The following is a 17,080-nucleotide window of genomic DNA, read 5'->3' as shown; positions in this document are numbered from 1 at the left end:
GACGAGAACTAAGCAAGTGACAGTACTTCCTGTAGAAATAAAGAAATATCAGCTAGCTCAGTTGGGTGAACCGAGTGTTCCATTGGATAGGTTTGCCAATTGACCTGGTAACTATGTTGTTTGAGTAAAGCATGCGAATCTTCACCCCGTTTAGGAATGACGACTGGATCCCAAACCCCATGCGCCATAAAAATAGGGGTATTGAAATTGGCCTTATTTCTAAAGCTGAGAAACTTTTCTGCGAGCGGTAAATAACCTGACAGAGCTATGATGCCTGCTAGAGGTTGTGGAAAACTTAAACCAATATATAGAGCCATCGCACAGCCTTGTGAAAACCCAGCAAGGACTATTTTGTTCGATGGAATACCCTTTTGTATTTCACGTTCAATCAACGCAGCTATAGCGCTGGCTGATTTTTGAATACCTTTGATATCTTGTTGATGGGTTAAATCGGGCGCAGCAATATCGTACCAAGCCGGCATCACATAGCCTCCATTGATAGTCACGGGCATGCTCGGCGCACTAGGAAATACAAAGCGAATTGGTAAGCAGCCTGTTAAATCAAGCTGGGGAACGACTGAGGCAAAATCATTGCCATCGGCACCGAGACCATGTAGCCATATGACTGCAGCTTGAGGATTAGGCGCCGTTTCAATTTCGATGCAAGGTAATAAATCGCTCATGAAATAAAGTGCTTACGTTTTTTTAGCATTGGCTTGGGCTTGTTTTTTGGCCAGACGCTCATTAATGGTTTTTAGCATCGCCTCATCTGGGTTTTGCCAATTTGCACCGGCTTGATTTGCCATATGCACTACAGCAGCGGCAAATTCTGCGACGGATAAATTCGGGCTGCCACCTCGGGCAGGCATAGCTCGCACGCCATAGTAACCATCGGCACTGATGTTTGCTTGACCTTCTTTAATGAGTTTCCCCCATTGTTTTTTATCGCCAACTTTCGGTGCATTATTAAGCCCTGTAGCATGACAAGCAGAACACACTTGCTGATACGTTTCAGAGCCGCTGGCCGCATAGGAATTTGCGCTTAAAGAGAGTATTCCAAGGGTAATTACTACATATTTCATCATAGTTTCTAAGGAGAGGGGATAAAAAATTGTATCGTTGAATCAATAATTCTGCAAAAGCTCCTAAAATAGCCTGCAATAGATATGAATAAGTCGCGCAAAGGAGCATAAATGAATAAAAAATCGTATTTAGTACGTATATTGAAGGTAACTTTATTGCCATTGATGGGGCTGTTGTTAAGTCCAGCTCTCCAGGCGCAAGAGTTTCCCCCTAAAAAAACAGTCACCATGGTGGTTGGCTTTGCTGCTGGTGGCGCGGCTGACACCGGCGCGCGCTTAATCGCTAAAAAATTGGGTGAAAATATTGGTCAAACGGTGGTCGTTGATAATAAGCCTGGCGCTGGCGGTAATATTGCCCATGCTACGGTGGCGAATGGACCAACAGATGGTTCAATGATTTTATTAGGTTCGATTGGGCCGTTAACGATTGCGCCCCATTTAATGAAACTCCCTTACGATCCCGTTAAAGATTTGGCGCCCTTAACCATGGGAATGAGCTTTCCAAATATATTAGTGGTACCACCTTCTTTAGGTGTGACTACACTAAAAGAATTTGTGGCTTTAGCAAAAAAAGAGCCAGGCAAGTTAACGTACGCCTCAACTGGGAATGGTTCCGCATCGCATTTGCAGGGAGAATTATTTAATTTACGAGCGGGCATCGATGTAGTACATATTCCGTACAAAGGGGGTAACCCCGCTTTGGTTGACGTCTTAGCTGGACGAGTTTCGTCTTATTACTCTGCACTGTCGTCAGCCTCGCCACATATTAAAACAGGTAAGTTGGTAGCGTTGGCCACCACCGGTGCAAAAAGGGCGCCCTTATTTCCGAATGTGCCCACTATTGCTGAGTCGGGTTATCCAGGTTTTGATGCAACCAACTGGTATGCTTTCGTTGCGCCTAGCAAAACGCCAACTGTTTTATTAGATCGCTGGAATTTAGAAATTGTCAAAGTTTTGAATGACAAAGAGGTCGCTGCCGCTCTGGTAGAGCATGGTTTAACTCCCAACCCAATGTCGCGGGATGAACTTGCTAAATATATGGCAAAAGAGTCTAGCGCATGGGCTAAGGTAATAAAAGAAAAAGGTATTACCCCTGATTAGTGTTGCAACTAATTAATGAATGTCGACTAGAAACGAGAAAATTGATGCAATTTGCAGTTGTTATGCGTAAACAAAAAATGACCAATCAATGGGTTAGTCATCGCTGGTTTCCTCAAGAGGTGATTCCAGACATTGGTCAGTTTGGAGCTGAAACATTGGAGCGTACGCAAAAAATAAGCGGCCGCTTTTTAGAGCGCAATGATTTGGGTGAATCATGGCTTTTTACGGGCTTTAATTTAAACCTCTTTGTTGACGAAGCAGAAGGATATTACTTAAATGTAATAGCGCAAAGCCCATGTTGGTTTGTGATGTGGCGTTTAGAAGAGGAGCCGCAAGCGTATATCACTCAGCAGTCGCAAACATTTTTAATTGCTAATGAAGCGCTGGCAATTCCTCACCGGATTTTAGTTAGCTATAACGAAGCAGCCCGTTTATTGGATGGGGGTGAAACGGTTGACAATATACCCATGAGTGCTGAACAAATTACTTGGCTTACGGAGTATGTCGATGAAAAATATCGACCTGAGCCGAAGCGGCGCCAAAAACCGGCTTCTTTCAAGGGCGCAGTGCGCCCAGCGGAGGAATAATGGCAGATGGTTTTTTAAATCGCTGGTCGCAACGCAAGGCTGGACAGGAATTACCGAATGAAGTGAAGCCGGTCGCTGAAACCCCCGCCAATTTGGCTGAGAGCGCAAAGTCCAACAAACTCCCGGCGCAGCAGTCAGCAACGACAAGCGAAGTACTACCCCAGTTGACATTAGACGATGTTGCGAAGCTTAATCATCAAGATGATTTTTCGGTCTTTATGCAAAGTGGGGTTGATCCTGATGTTAAGCGTGCTGCTCTGAAGAAATTATTTTCTGACCCCCGCTATAACATCATGGATGGTTTAGATATTTATATTGATGACTATTCCAAGCCAGACCCTATTCCACCTGAAATGCTGCGACGTTTGGTGCAATCAAAGATGCTAAATCTCTTTAAGGCCGAAGAAGACGCTCAGGACCAAGCCACTGAAGACACCAAAGAAAAAATGGCATTGGAGGCGCTTGATCGGGAGTCTAGGGAGTCTAATGAGGTGACGCATATTTTGCCGCCAGAGCCTAAGACCGAAGTTACTGAGATTAAGTCAAGCAAACCACCGCTTGATCCCCAATTAAAAACCTAAAAGTAAACCATGACCAAGTTATTCGTTTGTGATTGCAACCGAACCATGCCCCTTGATGCGAAAGCACTAGGTCTTGCAGTGCATACCTCTTTATGTCGTCAAGAAGTCGGTCAATTTTTGACAGCACTTGGCGAGCCTGAGCCGATCATTGTGGCCTGTACGCAAGAACGCGCTTTATTTAGTGAGTTGGCAGAGCAATCGGCTAAGCCCTTAGGCGCGCCCCTGCGTTTTGTCAATATTCGTGAGCTAGCGGGCTGGACTCAAGAAGCAAAAAAATCCACCCCTAAAATCTTAGCTTTATTGGCTTTGGCTGAGGTGCCACAGGCCGATCCAGTTCCCGTAGTTAACTTTGAAAGTCAAGGGCGCTTACTGATTATTGGCCCTGCACACCAAGCTTTGCCATGGGCTGAGAAATTAGGCGCAGCACTCGATATTAGTGTTTTAGCTACTGAAGCAGGGGCACTTCCATTGAATCGCGATTTTCCAATTTATAGCGGAGTGGTATCGAGCTTAGCGGGTTTTTTAGGGCAATTTACGGTTGAGTGGAATTTAATCAATCCCATTGATCCTGAAATGTGTACGCGCTGTGGCGCTTGCGTGACCGCGTGTCCCGAGGATGCAATTGATGCTTCTTTCCAAATTAATTTGGCGCGCTGTCAATCGCATCGTGCTTGTGTTACTGCCTGTGCAGGCATTGGTGCAATTCAGTTTGATCGACCCGACACTTTGCGTAGTGGCGAGTTCGATTTAATTATGGATTTACGCGCCAACACTGGAATGCCGATGAGCCAAACGCCACAAGGCTATTTGGCACCAGGTGTCGACCCGTTTGAGCAAGCTTTAGCTGCCTCGAAGTTATTGGGTTTGGTTGGTGAGTTTGAAAAACCAAAATATTTTGTTTACAACGAAAAAATTTGCGCACATGGTCGTAATGGGCTTACCGGGTGTTCTGCGTGTATCGATGTGTGTTCAACTGCGGCGATTCAGTCGGTCTTTAAAAATGGGCAAGGTCAAGTAGCGGTTAATCCCAATTTATGCATGGGTTGCGGGGCTTGTTCCACAGTTTGCCCATCGGGTGCGATGCGTTACAACTATCCGAGCGTTTCGCATCAGGGCTTGCAACTAAAGGCGTTAAGCAAAACCTATGCTAACGAAATCGCCCGAACAAATTTAGCTGCCAGCGCACCTACCTTACTTTTACATAGTCACACTGAAGGCCTGCAACTCATCGAGAGTTTGGGTCGTGCCGCCCATTTACAGGCTAAGAATTATGAAGGCCTCCCCAGTTTTGTCTTGCCTTTAGGCCTTGAAAATATTGCCTCAACTGGGATCGAACTATGGTTGGGTGCTTTGAGTTTTGGCTTTGCTGAGGTCAAGCTTCTCTTAACTGGGAATGAAGATCCGGCTTATCGTCAGGCGCTCGCCCAGCAAGTTGCATTAGGCAATGCTGTTTTGCAAGCCTATGGTTTAAATCTCAATTCTTCTGAAACTCGGATAAGTATGATTGAGGCGCATTCCGACGATGATTTAGAAACCGTCAGTAAAGCGCTCGGCATCCTCCGCAAACGCGGCGCTTTACCTACTTTAGGCGCACCAGCCTCATTTGGCTTGGCCAATCAAAAGCGCGAAACATTAGAGGCTGTACTGACTTATTTCGAGAAGCAAGCTAAAACCTCGCTACCGACCGAGGGCGCAGTTTTGCCTACCCCTTCATTATTCGGTGGCCTTGCTATTGATCAAGCGGCCTGCACTTTGTGTATGTCCTGTGTAGGTAGCTGTCCTGAAGGTGCACTATTAGATAACCCCGATGAACCAAAGTTATCCTTTTTAGAAAAGCAATGTGTGCAATGCGGTTTGTGCGTTCAAACTTGTCCCGAAAATGCCTTGCAATTAGTGCCACGCTTATTGAGTGTGGAACAACGCAAGCAAAAGGTTATCCTGAATGAAACCCTGCCTTACCATTGCATTAGTTGCGGCAAGGCTTTTGGCACCTTAAAAATGGTAGAGCTCATGTTGGGTCGACTAGGAACCCATGAAGCTTTTTCTGGAGCCGCCCAGAATCGCCTAAAAATGTGTAGTGACTGTAGGGTGGTCGATATGATGAAAGATGTTTGATGAGCCAAGATCCTCCAAAACCCGAATTAGATCAAGTAGAGGCATCACCAGCAATGGTGGGAGAGATTGGCTTAGCAGAAGACTTGGCCCGTGCTGACCTATATGGTTTATTGGCTGCCTTGCTGCATCAGCCCCCCAGCCAAGATTTATTAGAGCGTATTGCCTCATCATTACCCGAAACCAATGACGCCACAGTTTTAGCAAGCGCCTGGCGAAATTTAGTAACGCTCGCCAAAAATAGTCAAGCAGATGAATGGCGTAAAGAATACGATGCGAATTTTGTGGGGGTGGGTCGGCCCAATGTATTTCTGAATGGCTCATATTTTATGGCTGGCCATTTAAATGAAAAGCCCTTAGTCGAGATCCGCAGAGCTCTGCAGACTTTTGGCTTAGAAGCTGCTGAAAGTGTTTCTGAGACAGAAGATCATCTTGCCGCCTTATGCGAAGTAATGCGCTATTTGATCGCTGGTGATGATGCGGCAGTTTCTAACCTAACGAATCAAAAAATATTCTTTAATAACTATATGCGTAGTTGGTACGAGGATTGTTGCGATGCAATAGAAAATGCGCCTGATACCCATTTCTACTTACCAGTTGCACAACTGATCCGCGAATTTTTTGCCATTGAGGCGCAAAGCTTTGATATGGTGTGATTGAACAATAACTAGGGTTAACACTAGCTGTAGCTAACCGCGCACTAAAGGTTGATTCGTATTACACTCAACTCGTAATATTCAATTTTGCATTTACATTAGATTGGACAATCTATGACAAATAAATCGACTTTCGTTGCTGATGCTGTGAAGCCCACGACCAAACCATCGCGCAGAACCTTTTTTCTGACAGCAGGAGTGGCCGCAGGTGCTGTAGCAGTTGCGTCGCAAACACCTTTAGGGCAAGCTGTGATTCAAGAGGTCGGCAGTGCGATTGCACCCCAGGCTGATGGCTACCAGTTGTCGGCTCATATTAAAAAGTACTATGAAACAACTTTAATATAAGAATTTAAATCTTTACATAATTAATCTTTAAGAATTCTTTCTGGAGTAGCACATGAGCCTGGTTCGTAAAACATCTTCTTCTGGCAGTAATTCCAAAACCCCAACACATTTAATTGGTAGTTTGGCGCGGGGTTTAAAAGCGGCTGTGCCAACTATGGATCGCCGAACTTTTTTACGGCGCTCAGGAATTGGTGTAGGCGCAGGTCTAGCTGTCTCACAATTGAACTTGTTACAAAAAGCGAATGCCGTTGAAACTAAGGCGATGTTGGATGGCAAAGCCGGCAAGATTGAAGTAAAGCGAACCGTTTGTACCCATTGCTCAGTGGGTTGCGCGGTCGATGCAACAGTTGAAAATGGGGTTTGGGTTCGACAGGATTCAGTATTTGATTCGCCGATAAACTTGGGTTCTTATTGCGCAAAAGGTGCTGCTTTACGTGAACATGGCCACGGCGACTACCGTTTACGCTCGCCAATGAAATTGGTTGATGGCAAGTACCAAAAGATTTCTTGGGATCAAGCGCTTGATGAAATTACCGCCAAGATGAAAGCGTTGCGCACTAAATCTACTCCTGATTCTTTGTTTTTTATTGGCTCATCTAAGCACAATAATGAGCAAGCTTATTTAATGCGTAAGTGGGTTTCATTCTTTGGTACCAATAACACCGATCACCAAGCACGTATTTGTCACTCGACTACGGTTGCCGGGGTAGCCAATACCTGGGGCTATGGTGCTATGACCAATAGCTATAACGACATGATGAATTCGAAAGCTGCACTCTATATTGGCTCAAATGCCGCAGAGGCACATCCCGTGTCGATGTTGAGCATGTTGCATGCTAAAGAAAACGGTTGCAAATTAATGGTGGTTGATCCACGGTATACCCGCACTGCAGCTAAGTCAGATCAGTATGTGCGGATCCGCTCAGGAACCGATATCCCTTTCTTATTTGGCGTCTTGTATCACGTCTTTAATAATGGCTGGGAAGATAAAAAATATATTAACGATCGCGTTTACGGCATGGATGATGTGCGTAAAGATGTGATGGAAAAATGGACGCCTGCCAATGTTGAAGCAGCCTGTGGTGTTCCTGAAGCGGAAGTTTATAAAGTTGCTGAAACCATGGCGAAGAATCGCCCCAGCACAATTGTTTGGTGCATGGGTCAAACCCAACACACTATTGGAAATGCGATGGTTCGGGCTTCTTGTATTTTGCAATTGGCCCTAGGCAACATTGGTAGATCGGGCGGCGGAGCAAATATTTTCCGTGGTCACGATAATGTGCAGGGCGCTACTGATGTGGGGCCAAATCCAGATTCATTGCCTGGTTACTATGGCTTAGCAGCTGGCTCTTGGAAGCACTACGCCACCGTGTGGGGTGTGGATTATGACTGGATTAAGGGCCGCTATGCGCCCGATATGATGGAAAAATCAGGTACGACAGTTTCCCGCTGGATTGATGCGGTACTGGAAAAAAGCGACATGGTTGATCAAGCTACCAATGTTAAAGGGGTGTTCTATTGGGGTCATGCACCGAACTCGCAATCTCGTGGCCTAGATATGAAAAAGGCAATGGATAAGTTAGAGTTATTGGTGGTAGTCGACCCCTATCCTAGTGCAACGGCGGCGATGGCTGCTATGCCACCTGCTGCAGGCGGCCAAGTGAATAAAGATCGGGCAGTGTATTTGTTGCCGGCCACCACGCAGTTCGAAACCAAAGGTTCTGTAACTGCCTCGAATCGTTCGATTCAATGGCGGGAAAAAGTCATCGATCCTTTATTTGAGTCGGTACCTGATCACGTCATCATGCAAGCTTTTGCTGATCGCCTTGGGTTTGGTAAAGAGCTGTCGGTGAACTACAAAATGCTCGATTCGAAGTACGCGGGAAAATCGTGGCGTGAACCTGAACCTGAATCTATTTTGGGCGAAATTAATCGTTCTGTTTGGACCATTGGTTATACGGGACAAACGCCTGAGCGCCTTAAAGCACACATGCGCATGATGAATGTGTTTGATCCGAAGACCTTAAAATCACGCGGCGGCAAAGACCCAGTTAGTGGTTACGATACGACTGGTGATTACTTTGGTTTGCCATGGCCTTGCTACGGTACTGCGGCAATTAAACACCCGGGCTCGCCTAATCTATATGACACCAGCAAGAGCGTGATGGAAGGCGGCGGTAATTTCCGTGCGAACTTTGGGGTAGAAAAAGACGGTAAAACACTATTGGCTGAAGATGGTTCTTGTTCCAAAGGTTCTGCCATTACTACTGGCTACCCTGAATTTGATGCTGCTTTTGTGAAGAAATTGGGCTGGTGGAGTCAATTGACGCCAGAAGAGCAAAAATTAGCTGAAGGCAAAAATTGGAAGACCGACTTATCTGGAGGTATCCAGCGGGTCGTGATGAAAAATGGTTGCCATCCATTCGGTAACGCTAAAGCGCGGGCTGTGGTGTGGAATTTTCCAGATCCAATTCCGCAGCATCGTGAAGCGTTGTACAGTACGCGTCCCGATATGATGATCAAGTATCCCACTTCGGCCGACAAGAAAAATTTCTGGCGTTTACCAACTCTGTTCCTAACAGTTCAGCAGCAGAATTTGAACGAGAAGTTGTATGAAAAATTCCCGATCATTTTAACTTCAGGACGCCTTGTTGAATATGAGGGCGGTGGCGATGAAACGCGCTCCAACCCGTGGTTAGCAGAACTACAGCAAGAAAATTATGTAGAAATAAATCCAGGTGCTGCAGCTCGGCGGGGGATAAAAAATTGGGATTATGTTTGGGTTAAATCACCCACTGGAGCCAAAATTAAAGTGCGGGCGATGGTTACTGAGCGAGTTGGGCCAGATACTGCTTTCGTACCTTTCCATTTTGCTGGATGGTGGGAAGGCAAGAATCTGCGCGAATACTATCCAACCGGAGCCTGTCCCGTTGTTTTAGGTGAAGCGGTGAATACAGCAACGACCTACGGCTACGACAGCGTAACGATGATGCAAGAAACGAAAACCACGATGTGCCAAATTGAAAAATTTGCCTAAGCACCTAAATTAACGAGCTAAATTCAGGAGAATCTCATGGCAAGAATGAAGTTTATTTGTGACGCAGAACGGTGCATTGAATGCAACGGTTGCGTTACGGCCTGTAAGAATGAAAACGAAGTACCTTGGGGCGTAAATCGTCGGCGGGTTGTAACGATTAATGATGGCGTAATTGGCGCTGAAAAATCCATTTCCGTTGCCTGTATGCATTGTTCAGATGCGCCTTGTATGGCAGTCTGCCCAGTCGACTGTTTTTATCGTACCGATGAAGGTGTCGTATTGCACGATAAAGATATTTGTATTGGCTGTGGTTATTGCTCGTATGCTTGCCCGTTTGGCGCGCCTCAATTTCCCACTTCAGGTTTGTTTGGCATGCGCGGCAAAATGGATAAATGCACCTTCTGCAGCGGTGGTCCAGAGGCCAATGGTAGCGTGGCTGAATTTGAGAAGTATGGTCGTAATCGTTTGGCAGAAGGCAAGTTACCCATTTGCGCTGAAATGTGTTCAACCAAGGCTTTAATTGGTGGAGATGGAGATGTGATCGCCGATATCTTCCGTGCCCGTGTGGTTAAACGGCAAACTAACGGAAAGAATGCTGGTGCGAACGTGTTTGGTTGGACTACCGCATATGGCAAGCCAGGCGAAGCCCCGCCTGCGCCTACTAAAGCACCCCCCGGACCGCAAGGAGGTAAGTCATGAAAGCAATTCTTAAAGCAGGCTTATTGGTATGTTTAGCGCTAGGCTTATTGAGTGCATGTAAAGATGAAGAGCAGGGCTTCAAAGCATCAAAGCGACCTGATGTTGCGCCTTATATGGGCGCCAATGATGGCTTTATGGCAAAAGGCTGGACTCCAGGTAATCAGGTGAGCTGGACACAAGAAATCAATAAGCGTAATCAAAATCAAACTGAATACAGCCGTATTAAGTAATGATCAATGCCGTGAAGGATTTTGCATGAATCAAACCGTAAGCGCTTCTTTTCGTTCCTGGTTGCTTCCAGCAGGCTTTTGCCTTGCCCTGCTTGCTGGAACTAGCATCGCTCAGCCGACTGCGCCAGCAGCAACTCCCGCTCCTGCCGCCTTACCGAAAGTAGAGTCAGCCAATATTATGGATGTAGGCCGTGCGCCAAATGCCACGATTGAAGCAGAGCGTAAGGCCAACCAGAATCAACCGGGCAATAATGCACCGATTTGGAATACTGCCAATAGCGATGCGGTTAATTATGTGAGTATTCCCGATAAACAAGCGGGCGTTTTGATTCAAAAATCTGGACAACAGTGGCGCTTAATTCGTAACGGTGTCATTACCGTTTATGGCGCATGGCTTTTAGCATTAGCGTTGGGTGGCATCCTCGCAATGTTTATTCTCAAGGGCTCAATTAAGCTGCATGAACCCATGTCGGGACGCAAAATTAAGCGCTTTAGTTTGCTCGATCGAATTATTCATTGGACCATGGCATTTAGTTTTGTGGGCCTCGCTTTTACTGGTTTAATGATTTTGTATGGTAAATATTTTGTGATGCCTCTCATGGGCGGTGTGACCTACGGATTATTTTTATTAGTATGTAAAAATATCCATAACTTTAGTGGCCCATTATTTACGCTTAGCATCGTCATTTTCTTCTTCTTGTTCGTGCGTAAAAATATCCCTGAAAAAGGGGATATGGCATGGCTAACTGGTTTCGGTGGCATGCTTTCAGGAAAACATATCCCTGCGGGATTCTTTAATTGCGGTGAAAAAATCTGGTTTTGGTTCGGGATGGTTATTCTGGGGCTCACCGTATCGGCTTCGGGCTGGGTCTTAGATATGATTGTGCCGTTTATTGCGATTGAATATTGGCGCGGCACGATGCAAATTGCCGACATTATTCATAGTACCGCTGCTTTGCTCATGACCGCTATGGCCTTTGGTCATATCTATATTGGCACCATTGGCATGCAGGGTTCTATCGATGGTATGAAAACAGGTTATGTTGATGCTACTTGGGCTAAAGAGCATCATGAAATTTGGTACAACGATTTAAATAAAGGTTGAGCTATGAAAAAAATCATTGCATTCGTCATTTGTGCCTTCAGCGCCAGCACGGTGTTGGCCATGCTCCCACCCTTAACGCCAGAGCAACAAGCAGCAGCTGATTTAGCAAAAGCGAAGACCGCTTATGGTGATAAAGTTGGCGCATTCAAGCTGTGTATGGTGCAAAATACCTTAGCGAATCGATTTAAAGTTGCTGGAACCCCAGCACCCGCAGCTTGTGCTGAAGTGCCGCCTTTTGTACCGCCCACTGCAGTTTCTGCTGCAGCACCTGCCGCACCTGCTGCTGCCCCAACTAAGAAATAGCCAGTTCCCCCCTGATAGATTCCCCTGCTACCATCAGGTTGGCAGGACATGCTTTATGCTTAGCGCTTTCTGCTCGAGACCATTGAAGTGAATGCACCAATAAATTACTGGCCGCAGTGTGCCTATAAAACCTTGCAAGTTAGTGCAGATAATCAATTATTGGTGACCGATGATTTTTTACGTACCTATTTACTTCGGGATGAACTGAATTTAGTGCTTGAATCTTGTGCCGTAGAAAAGTTGCTCCATCAGCGCTTAACGCAAAATCCTCGCGCCGCTGTTAGCGAGACTGAGATAGCTGAAATGATGGATAGTGATATTCAAGAAAATTATCGTATTTGGTTACGTTATCGCACTAAATTACTTACTGCATCGTCATTAGAATCGTTTTATTTAGGCTTATTTGCTGGCGATGGGGTAGATGTACCGCCTTTATTTGTTAATCAACTAGTCCAAATTTTTATGCGGCATATTTTGGGTGACAAGCCAAGCGCGATGGATGCTAGGGTAGCGGAATTATTTTTTCGGTCGCAAAAAATGACCGTATTAGAAGACGGCTTGGTGATGAGTGCTGATCACGAAACCATAGAGCGCAATGCCCAGGCCCCAGAGTTTGCCAATATTGTTGATTTACTCAAACAAACGACTGTAGCAATGAAATCGATCGATCTAGATGTATTGCACGAAGATAATGTCGATTTGTATTGGACGCGAGATAGTAATTATGATTTTGCAATACCGTTAAATTTTGGGCAAACGGCTGTTGAGCATTTCAGTAAATTACTTGCCCAATGGCTTAATCACTTTTTAGGTATCGAGGTTAAGATTACCCCTTTAGCAGCAATTAATGATCCACAGTGGGTCTGGCATGTTGGCTTAGATGCTGCTTCTACTGAAATCTTAAATGCACTCTATAACAAAGACATGGTGGAGGCGAATAGTATTGCTCGGTTAATTTGTTTATTTCGTTTAGATTTTATCAGTCCTAATGTGGCTCTTCCTGAGTTAACTGGCAAACCCGTTTATTTGGGTATGGCCATGAATCACGACAAGCTTCTCAAGCTCAAACCCCAGAATCTGTTATTTAATCTCCCGCTTGCACCAGTTTCTTAAGTATTTAAATCCAGTAAAGTCGTTTTGAGCCCTAATTGTTCAGTAATAGGGTAGACTTAATTTGTATGAGTAAATGTAATCTCTATCGTTATCTTATAGCTGCCATTTGGAGTGCAACCCTTTTTGTAAATCCCAGCTTTGCACAGGATAAAAGCATCCTTGTATCGTCAACGACGTCAACAGAGCAATCGGGTTTATTTGGATCTATTTTGCCGATTTTTCAAAAGCAGTCTGGCATCCAGGTAAAAATTGTTGCAGTTGGGACTGGGCAGGCACTTGATATTGGCCGTCGCGGTGATGCTGATGTGGTATTTGTTCACGATAAACCAGCTGAAATAAAATTTATCGATGAAGGATTTTCTACCAAACGCTATGAAGTGATGTACAACGATTTTATTTTGATTGGCCCTAAGAGCGACCCCGCAAAAATTGCTGGCGGCAAGGATATTAAAGTTGCTTTTCAAAAAATTGCTGAGGCCAAAGCCCCCTTCGTTTCTCGTGGCGATAAAAGTGGTACGCATGCAGCAGAGTTACGCTATTGGAAAGATGCTGGCATTGCAGTTAATTCGAATCTGAATTGGTATAAAGAAACGGGCTCTGGGATGGGCCCAGCATTAAATACGGCTTCCGCGATGAATGGTTATATCTTGGCTGATCGTGGCACATGGTTGTCATTCAAAAATCGGGGCGATTTAGATATTTTGATTGAAGGCGACCCTAGTTTATTTAATCAATATGGTGTCATGCTAGTTAATCCCATGAAATATCCCCAAGTGAAAAAAGCCGAGGGTCAAGCCTTTATCGATTGGCTCATTTCCAAACCAGGCCAGGATGCAATTGCTGCTTATAAAATTGGGGGTCAGCAATTATTTTTTCCCAATGCGGGAAGATAATTCAATTTAGCCGTCTAGGAGGTTTAGTGGCATTGATTTAGTATTAAGGACTCGAACGGCAAAAAGAGCCCCCTATGCAGTATGAATTTGACCATTTAGTCATAATGGCAAGAGACCAAATGAGTTTGGTTGCCAAGCAATTTAGTGATCTTGGCTTTCATCTCAGCGCGAAGTCTACTCACAATTTAGGTTCATCAAACCAGTTAATTGTGCTGGATTCGACCTATTTAGAGATCTTGGGTTGGGAGGCGGGAACGCTACCTCAACGCGCAGAAATTGCGAATTTAGCGTTTGGTCTAGATGCCTTAGTATTTCGTACCAACAATGCCGCAGCTTGTTTTAAGTCACTTAATGAAGCAGGCTTTGTGCCAAATGCAGTACAAGATTTATCGCGACCTGCGCAGGTTGGCAATGAGATCAAGCAGGCCTTTTTTAAGACAGTACGGTTTTCTCAACAGCCGATTGCAGGCTTACGGATTTATTTTTGTGAGCACTTGACCCCCGATTTTGTTTGGGTCAATACTGATCAACAACATCCGAATCTATTCAACCATTTGCAAAGTATTACCTTAGGCTCAGCAAATCCTCGGAAAACTTTGTCTAGTTTAAAAAAACTCTTGCAACTAGAGAAGTTAGATAATCAAGCAGATGCATTCAATTCCGCCAGTCAAGAATTAGGGCCGCTGCAACTTCTTTTGCCCAATTGTGTCTTGAAAATTGAGCACCAGGAAAAGATGCAGGTCGCACAAATTATTGACTTTGTCTTGGTGCAGCAGGGTCAGCCAGCGGAGTTACGCATAAACCAAGTCATGCTGCGCGCTACCCCTATTAAGCAGTAAATCCCTATTAAATTTAGGGTATTTCTAATTTCATTAAAAAGGAGTATTTTTTAACTTATTCTCCGATTGAAGAAAAGGAACTCGTATGCGCTTAACCCAACTTCCCTTGGTTGCCAGCCTGTTGGCCGCTTTAATTTTCAGCAGCAGTGTATTTGCGCTCGCGAATGAGCCCAGTTTGCATGAGGTTTATCAAAAGATTGAGGCAGGGCAGTACGCACAAGCAGATGCCATGATGAAGGGCGTATTACAAACTCACCCCAATAGCGCTAAAGCGCACTTTATCTTGGCTGAATTAAGGCTGAAAGAGGGGCGTTTGGATGAAGGTCGTGCGGAACTTGCTCGAGCCGAGATACTTGCCCCTGGTTTGCCTTTTGCGCAGGTTGACTCAGTCCAAAAGCTGCGAACGCAATTGGCGTCTGGAGCAAAGGTTTCAGGTACGAATTTAGGGGGTAATGCGGGGGCGTCTGCCTCGATCTTTAGTAGCCCGATTTTTTGGCTATTAATCGTGGTTTTAGTTGGCGGCTTGATTTATTTCATGAAGCAAAGAAAGCGCGAACAAGCAAATGCGGCGGCATTAGGTAATGGCCCGCAGAGCGGTTTGGCACCAAACCCCCCTGGTGGGCAAGGACCTAATGGTCCGGGAGGCCCTGGCAACCCTAATGGCCCCGCTGGCGCACCAAGCACTGGCTTTGGGGGTTCTGGCCTCATGGGCAGTTTAGCAACTGGGGCAGCCTTAGGGGCTGGCATGGTCGCTGGGCAGGCTTTAGCTAGTCATTTAATGGGTGGCGAACATGGTAATCGGGATTCCTCTGGCAATATCCAGCCAGCTCAAGCAGGGCGAGATAATACCGATTTTGGCGTGCGCGACGTTAGCACCTGGGAAGACTCGGGTAACGCAGGTAATTCAGATTGGGACGATAGTGGTGGAGGCGGTAGTTTTATGGATGACGTTTAAGGCTGGGGAGTTAATTTTTTTACTCTGAGCCAAATTAAGGCCAACCCAGTCACCATTACAGGAATGAGAGATCCCAGATTTAAGAGTTCCCAGCCCTGAGTGGTGACCATTGCTCCCGAGCCGAAGGATGTAAAAGCCATTGTGCCGAAGACAAAAAAGTTGATTGCTGCTTGGGCTTTATCTTTTTCCTCGGGACGGTAAGCGGTCATCGCTAAGGTGGTAGAGCCGGTGAATAAAAAATTCCAACCTACTCCGAGTATGAAAAGCGCTAATAAAAATTGGTGTAGGTCGGTGCCAGTCGAGGCAATAGCGATACAGATTAAATTGAGTATTACTCCAACCCCCATTATTTTGATGGCGCCAAAGCGTTGAATGAGAGAGCCAGTAAAAAAACCTGGGGCAAACATACCAATTACATGCCACTCTAAAACGAGGGCGGTATCAGTAAACGGTAAGCCACAAATTTGCATCGCTAACGGTGTAGCTGCCATTAGTAAGTTCATTACACCATAGCCAAGTGAGGCGCCAATAGTAGCAACTAAAAATACGGGTTGTAACAAAATAGTTTTCAAGCTACGACCAGCGGAAAGGGGTTGCTGCGATTTCAATTCACCAGGAAAGTGAATAAATTGCATCACTAAAATACCCACCGTACCTGCAATGGCAAGCGTTATATAGGCGCCTAAAAAAGGCACAGAAAAACTATTTTTAGTCCATGAGGCTAAATTTGGGCCCACTACGGCACCCAATATACCCCCCGCTAAAACCCACGATACCGCTTTATCGCGTAAGCTTGCAACAGTTAACTCCACGGCCGCAAAACGATACAACTGCCCATTGGCACTGTAATACCCCGCCACAAAGGTGCCTGCAATGAGTAACCAGAAATTACTAGAAATTGCGGCGTAGGCACAAATCAGGGCTGAAATAATCGCAATCAATAAACCTAATTGAAAGGAGCGACGTCGCCCAAATTGATGTTGAGTTTTGGCCACGATAGAGGTGGAGAGTGCACCGCCAACGACATAGCCCATAATCGGCAAAGTGGCCATCCAAGCTGATGGGCTTAAGCTGAGACCAACCAAGCCATTAATAGCAATAAAAGTAACATTATTGGTTAAGAAAAGCCCTTGGCAAATAATTAGTAAAACTAAGTTTTTATTGAGCAGAGTCGCGTGCGCCTTCATGCGAATTGTGACCTATAAACCCCTATAAAATGCAGATTATTCTGAGGTCCCCATTCTTTAATTGTTATTGTCTGTGGTTTTTGCATAACTAAGAATGTAACCGATTTTTATTAATGGTGGATTCAAACACGAAGTGCAACTTTGAACAACTAAGCCTAGTGGCTAAGGATATCTTAGTATCCATAGCTTCTAGACCAGCAAGTCAAAGTAGCCATGACCTATCAACACCTTAGCCAAGAAGAACGATATCAGATT

The 17,080-nt window shown here is 45.3% G+C and carries 18 protein-coding genes; 15 read left to right on the top strand and 3 right to left on the bottom strand.

Annotated features, from left to right (window positions below):
* Positions 1 to 8 precede the first annotated feature (8 nt).
* Positions 9 to 683: an alpha/beta hydrolase gene (locus tag LZT22_RS09205; protein ID WP_233924852.1), complete on the bottom strand. Its 675-nt coding sequence runs from the start codon at positions 681 to 683 to the stop codon at positions 9 to 11.
* A gap of 12 nt (positions 684 to 695) precedes the next feature.
* A complete protein-coding gene (locus LZT22_RS09200; protein WP_233924851.1) occupies positions 696 to 1,082 on the bottom strand; it encodes a cytochrome c5 family protein in 387 nt (128 codons plus the stop codon).
* Positions 1,083 to 1,193: 111 nt separating this feature from the next.
* Here LZT22_RS09200 and LZT22_RS09195 point away from each other — a divergent pair, with 111 nt between their 5' ends.
* The 15 genes from LZT22_RS09195 (at position 1,194) to LZT22_RS09125 (ending at position 15,638) form a co-directional block, all read left to right on the top strand.
* Complete coding sequence (locus tag LZT22_RS09195) at positions 1,194 to 2,183, top strand: Bug family tripartite tricarboxylate transporter substrate binding protein (protein WP_370634823.1); 990 nt, start codon at positions 1,194 to 1,196, stop codon at positions 2,181 to 2,183.
* A 44-nt stretch (positions 2,184 to 2,227) separates the two neighbouring features.
* Positions 2,228 to 2,770, top strand: coding sequence for a DUF3305 domain-containing protein (locus LZT22_RS09190; protein WP_233924850.1), 543 nt, complete (start codon positions 2,228 to 2,230; stop codon positions 2,768 to 2,770).
* Positions 2,770 to 3,351, top strand: coding sequence for a DUF3306 domain-containing protein (locus LZT22_RS09185; RefSeq protein WP_233924849.1), 582 nt, complete (start codon positions 2,770 to 2,772; stop codon positions 3,349 to 3,351). The genes LZT22_RS09190 and LZT22_RS09185 overlap by 1 nt, the downstream gene beginning before the upstream one ends.
* Positions 3,352 to 3,360: 9 nt before the next feature.
* On the top strand, positions 3,361 to 5,466 hold the full coding sequence (locus LZT22_RS09180) for a 4Fe-4S binding protein (RefSeq protein ID WP_233924848.1): 2,106 nt from the start codon (positions 3,361 to 3,363) through the stop codon (positions 5,464 to 5,466).
* Between the two features lie 53 nt (positions 5,467 to 5,519).
* Positions 5,520 to 6,119 (top strand): molecular chaperone, encoded by a 600-nt coding sequence (locus LZT22_RS09175; RefSeq protein ID WP_233924993.1) that lies wholly within the window; start codon positions 5,520 to 5,522, stop codon positions 6,117 to 6,119.
* A 114-nt stretch (positions 6,120 to 6,233) separates the two neighbouring features.
* Positions 6,234 to 6,464: a formate dehydrogenase gene (locus tag LZT22_RS09170; protein WP_233924847.1), complete on the top strand. Its 231-nt coding sequence runs from the start codon at positions 6,234 to 6,236 to the stop codon at positions 6,462 to 6,464.
* Between the two features lie 52 nt (positions 6,465 to 6,516).
* Positions 6,517 to 9,501: a formate dehydrogenase subunit alpha gene (locus tag LZT22_RS09165; protein WP_233924846.1), complete on the top strand. Its 2,985-nt coding sequence runs from the start codon at positions 6,517 to 6,519 to the stop codon at positions 9,499 to 9,501.
* 36 nt (positions 9,502 to 9,537) lie between these two features.
* Complete coding sequence (gene fdh3B / locus LZT22_RS09160; RefSeq protein WP_233924845.1) at positions 9,538 to 10,200, top strand: formate dehydrogenase FDH3 subunit beta; 663 nt, start codon at positions 9,538 to 9,540, stop codon at positions 10,198 to 10,200.
* Positions 10,197 to 10,430, top strand: coding sequence for a hypothetical protein (locus LZT22_RS09155; RefSeq protein WP_233924844.1), 234 nt, complete (start codon positions 10,197 to 10,199; stop codon positions 10,428 to 10,430). The genes fdh3B and LZT22_RS09155 overlap by 4 nt, the downstream gene beginning before the upstream one ends.
* Positions 10,431 to 10,455: 25 nt before the next feature.
* Positions 10,456 to 11,535, top strand: a complete 1,080-nt coding sequence (locus LZT22_RS09150) for a formate dehydrogenase subunit gamma (RefSeq protein WP_233924843.1) — start codon at positions 10,456 to 10,458, stop codon at positions 11,533 to 11,535.
* Positions 11,536 to 11,538: 3 nt separating this feature from the next.
* Entirely contained in the window at positions 11,539 to 11,838 is a 300-nt protein-coding gene (locus LZT22_RS09145) for a hypothetical protein (RefSeq protein ID WP_233924842.1), read from the top strand.
* A gap of 87 nt (positions 11,839 to 11,925) precedes the next feature.
* Positions 11,926 to 12,951, top strand: a complete 1,026-nt coding sequence (locus tag LZT22_RS09140; protein WP_233924841.1) for a DUF6352 family protein — start codon at positions 11,926 to 11,928, stop codon at positions 12,949 to 12,951.
* Positions 12,952 to 13,016: 65 nt separating this feature from the next.
* Positions 13,017 to 13,844: a substrate-binding domain-containing protein gene (locus tag LZT22_RS09135; protein ID WP_233924840.1), complete on the top strand. Its 828-nt coding sequence runs from the start codon at positions 13,017 to 13,019 to the stop codon at positions 13,842 to 13,844.
* Positions 13,845 to 13,918: 74 nt separating this feature from the next.
* Positions 13,919 to 14,683 (top strand): VOC family protein, encoded by a 765-nt coding sequence (locus LZT22_RS09130; RefSeq protein WP_233924839.1) that lies wholly within the window; start codon positions 13,919 to 13,921, stop codon positions 14,681 to 14,683.
* Positions 14,684 to 14,768: 85 nt separating this feature from the next.
* Positions 14,769 to 15,638, top strand: coding sequence for a tetratricopeptide repeat protein (locus LZT22_RS09125; protein WP_233924838.1), 870 nt, complete (start codon positions 14,769 to 14,771; stop codon positions 15,636 to 15,638).
* Here LZT22_RS09125 and LZT22_RS09120 read toward each other — a convergent pair.
* Complete coding sequence (locus LZT22_RS09120; protein WP_233924837.1) at positions 15,635 to 16,825, bottom strand: MFS transporter; 1,191 nt, start codon at positions 16,823 to 16,825, stop codon at positions 15,635 to 15,637. The two genes, LZT22_RS09125 and LZT22_RS09120, sit on opposite strands and share 4 nt — an antisense overlap.
* Positions 16,826 to 17,080 lie beyond the last annotated feature (255 nt).

Origin of the sequence: Polynucleobacter sp. IMCC 29146, from assembly GCF_021395195.1 — a bacterium.
In the GTDB taxonomy this organism is placed as follows: domain Bacteria; phylum Pseudomonadota; class Gammaproteobacteria; order Burkholderiales; family Burkholderiaceae; genus Polynucleobacter.
The sequence above is the reverse complement of the archived record's forward strand: the minus strand, read 5'-3'. Positions and strand labels throughout refer to the sequence as shown.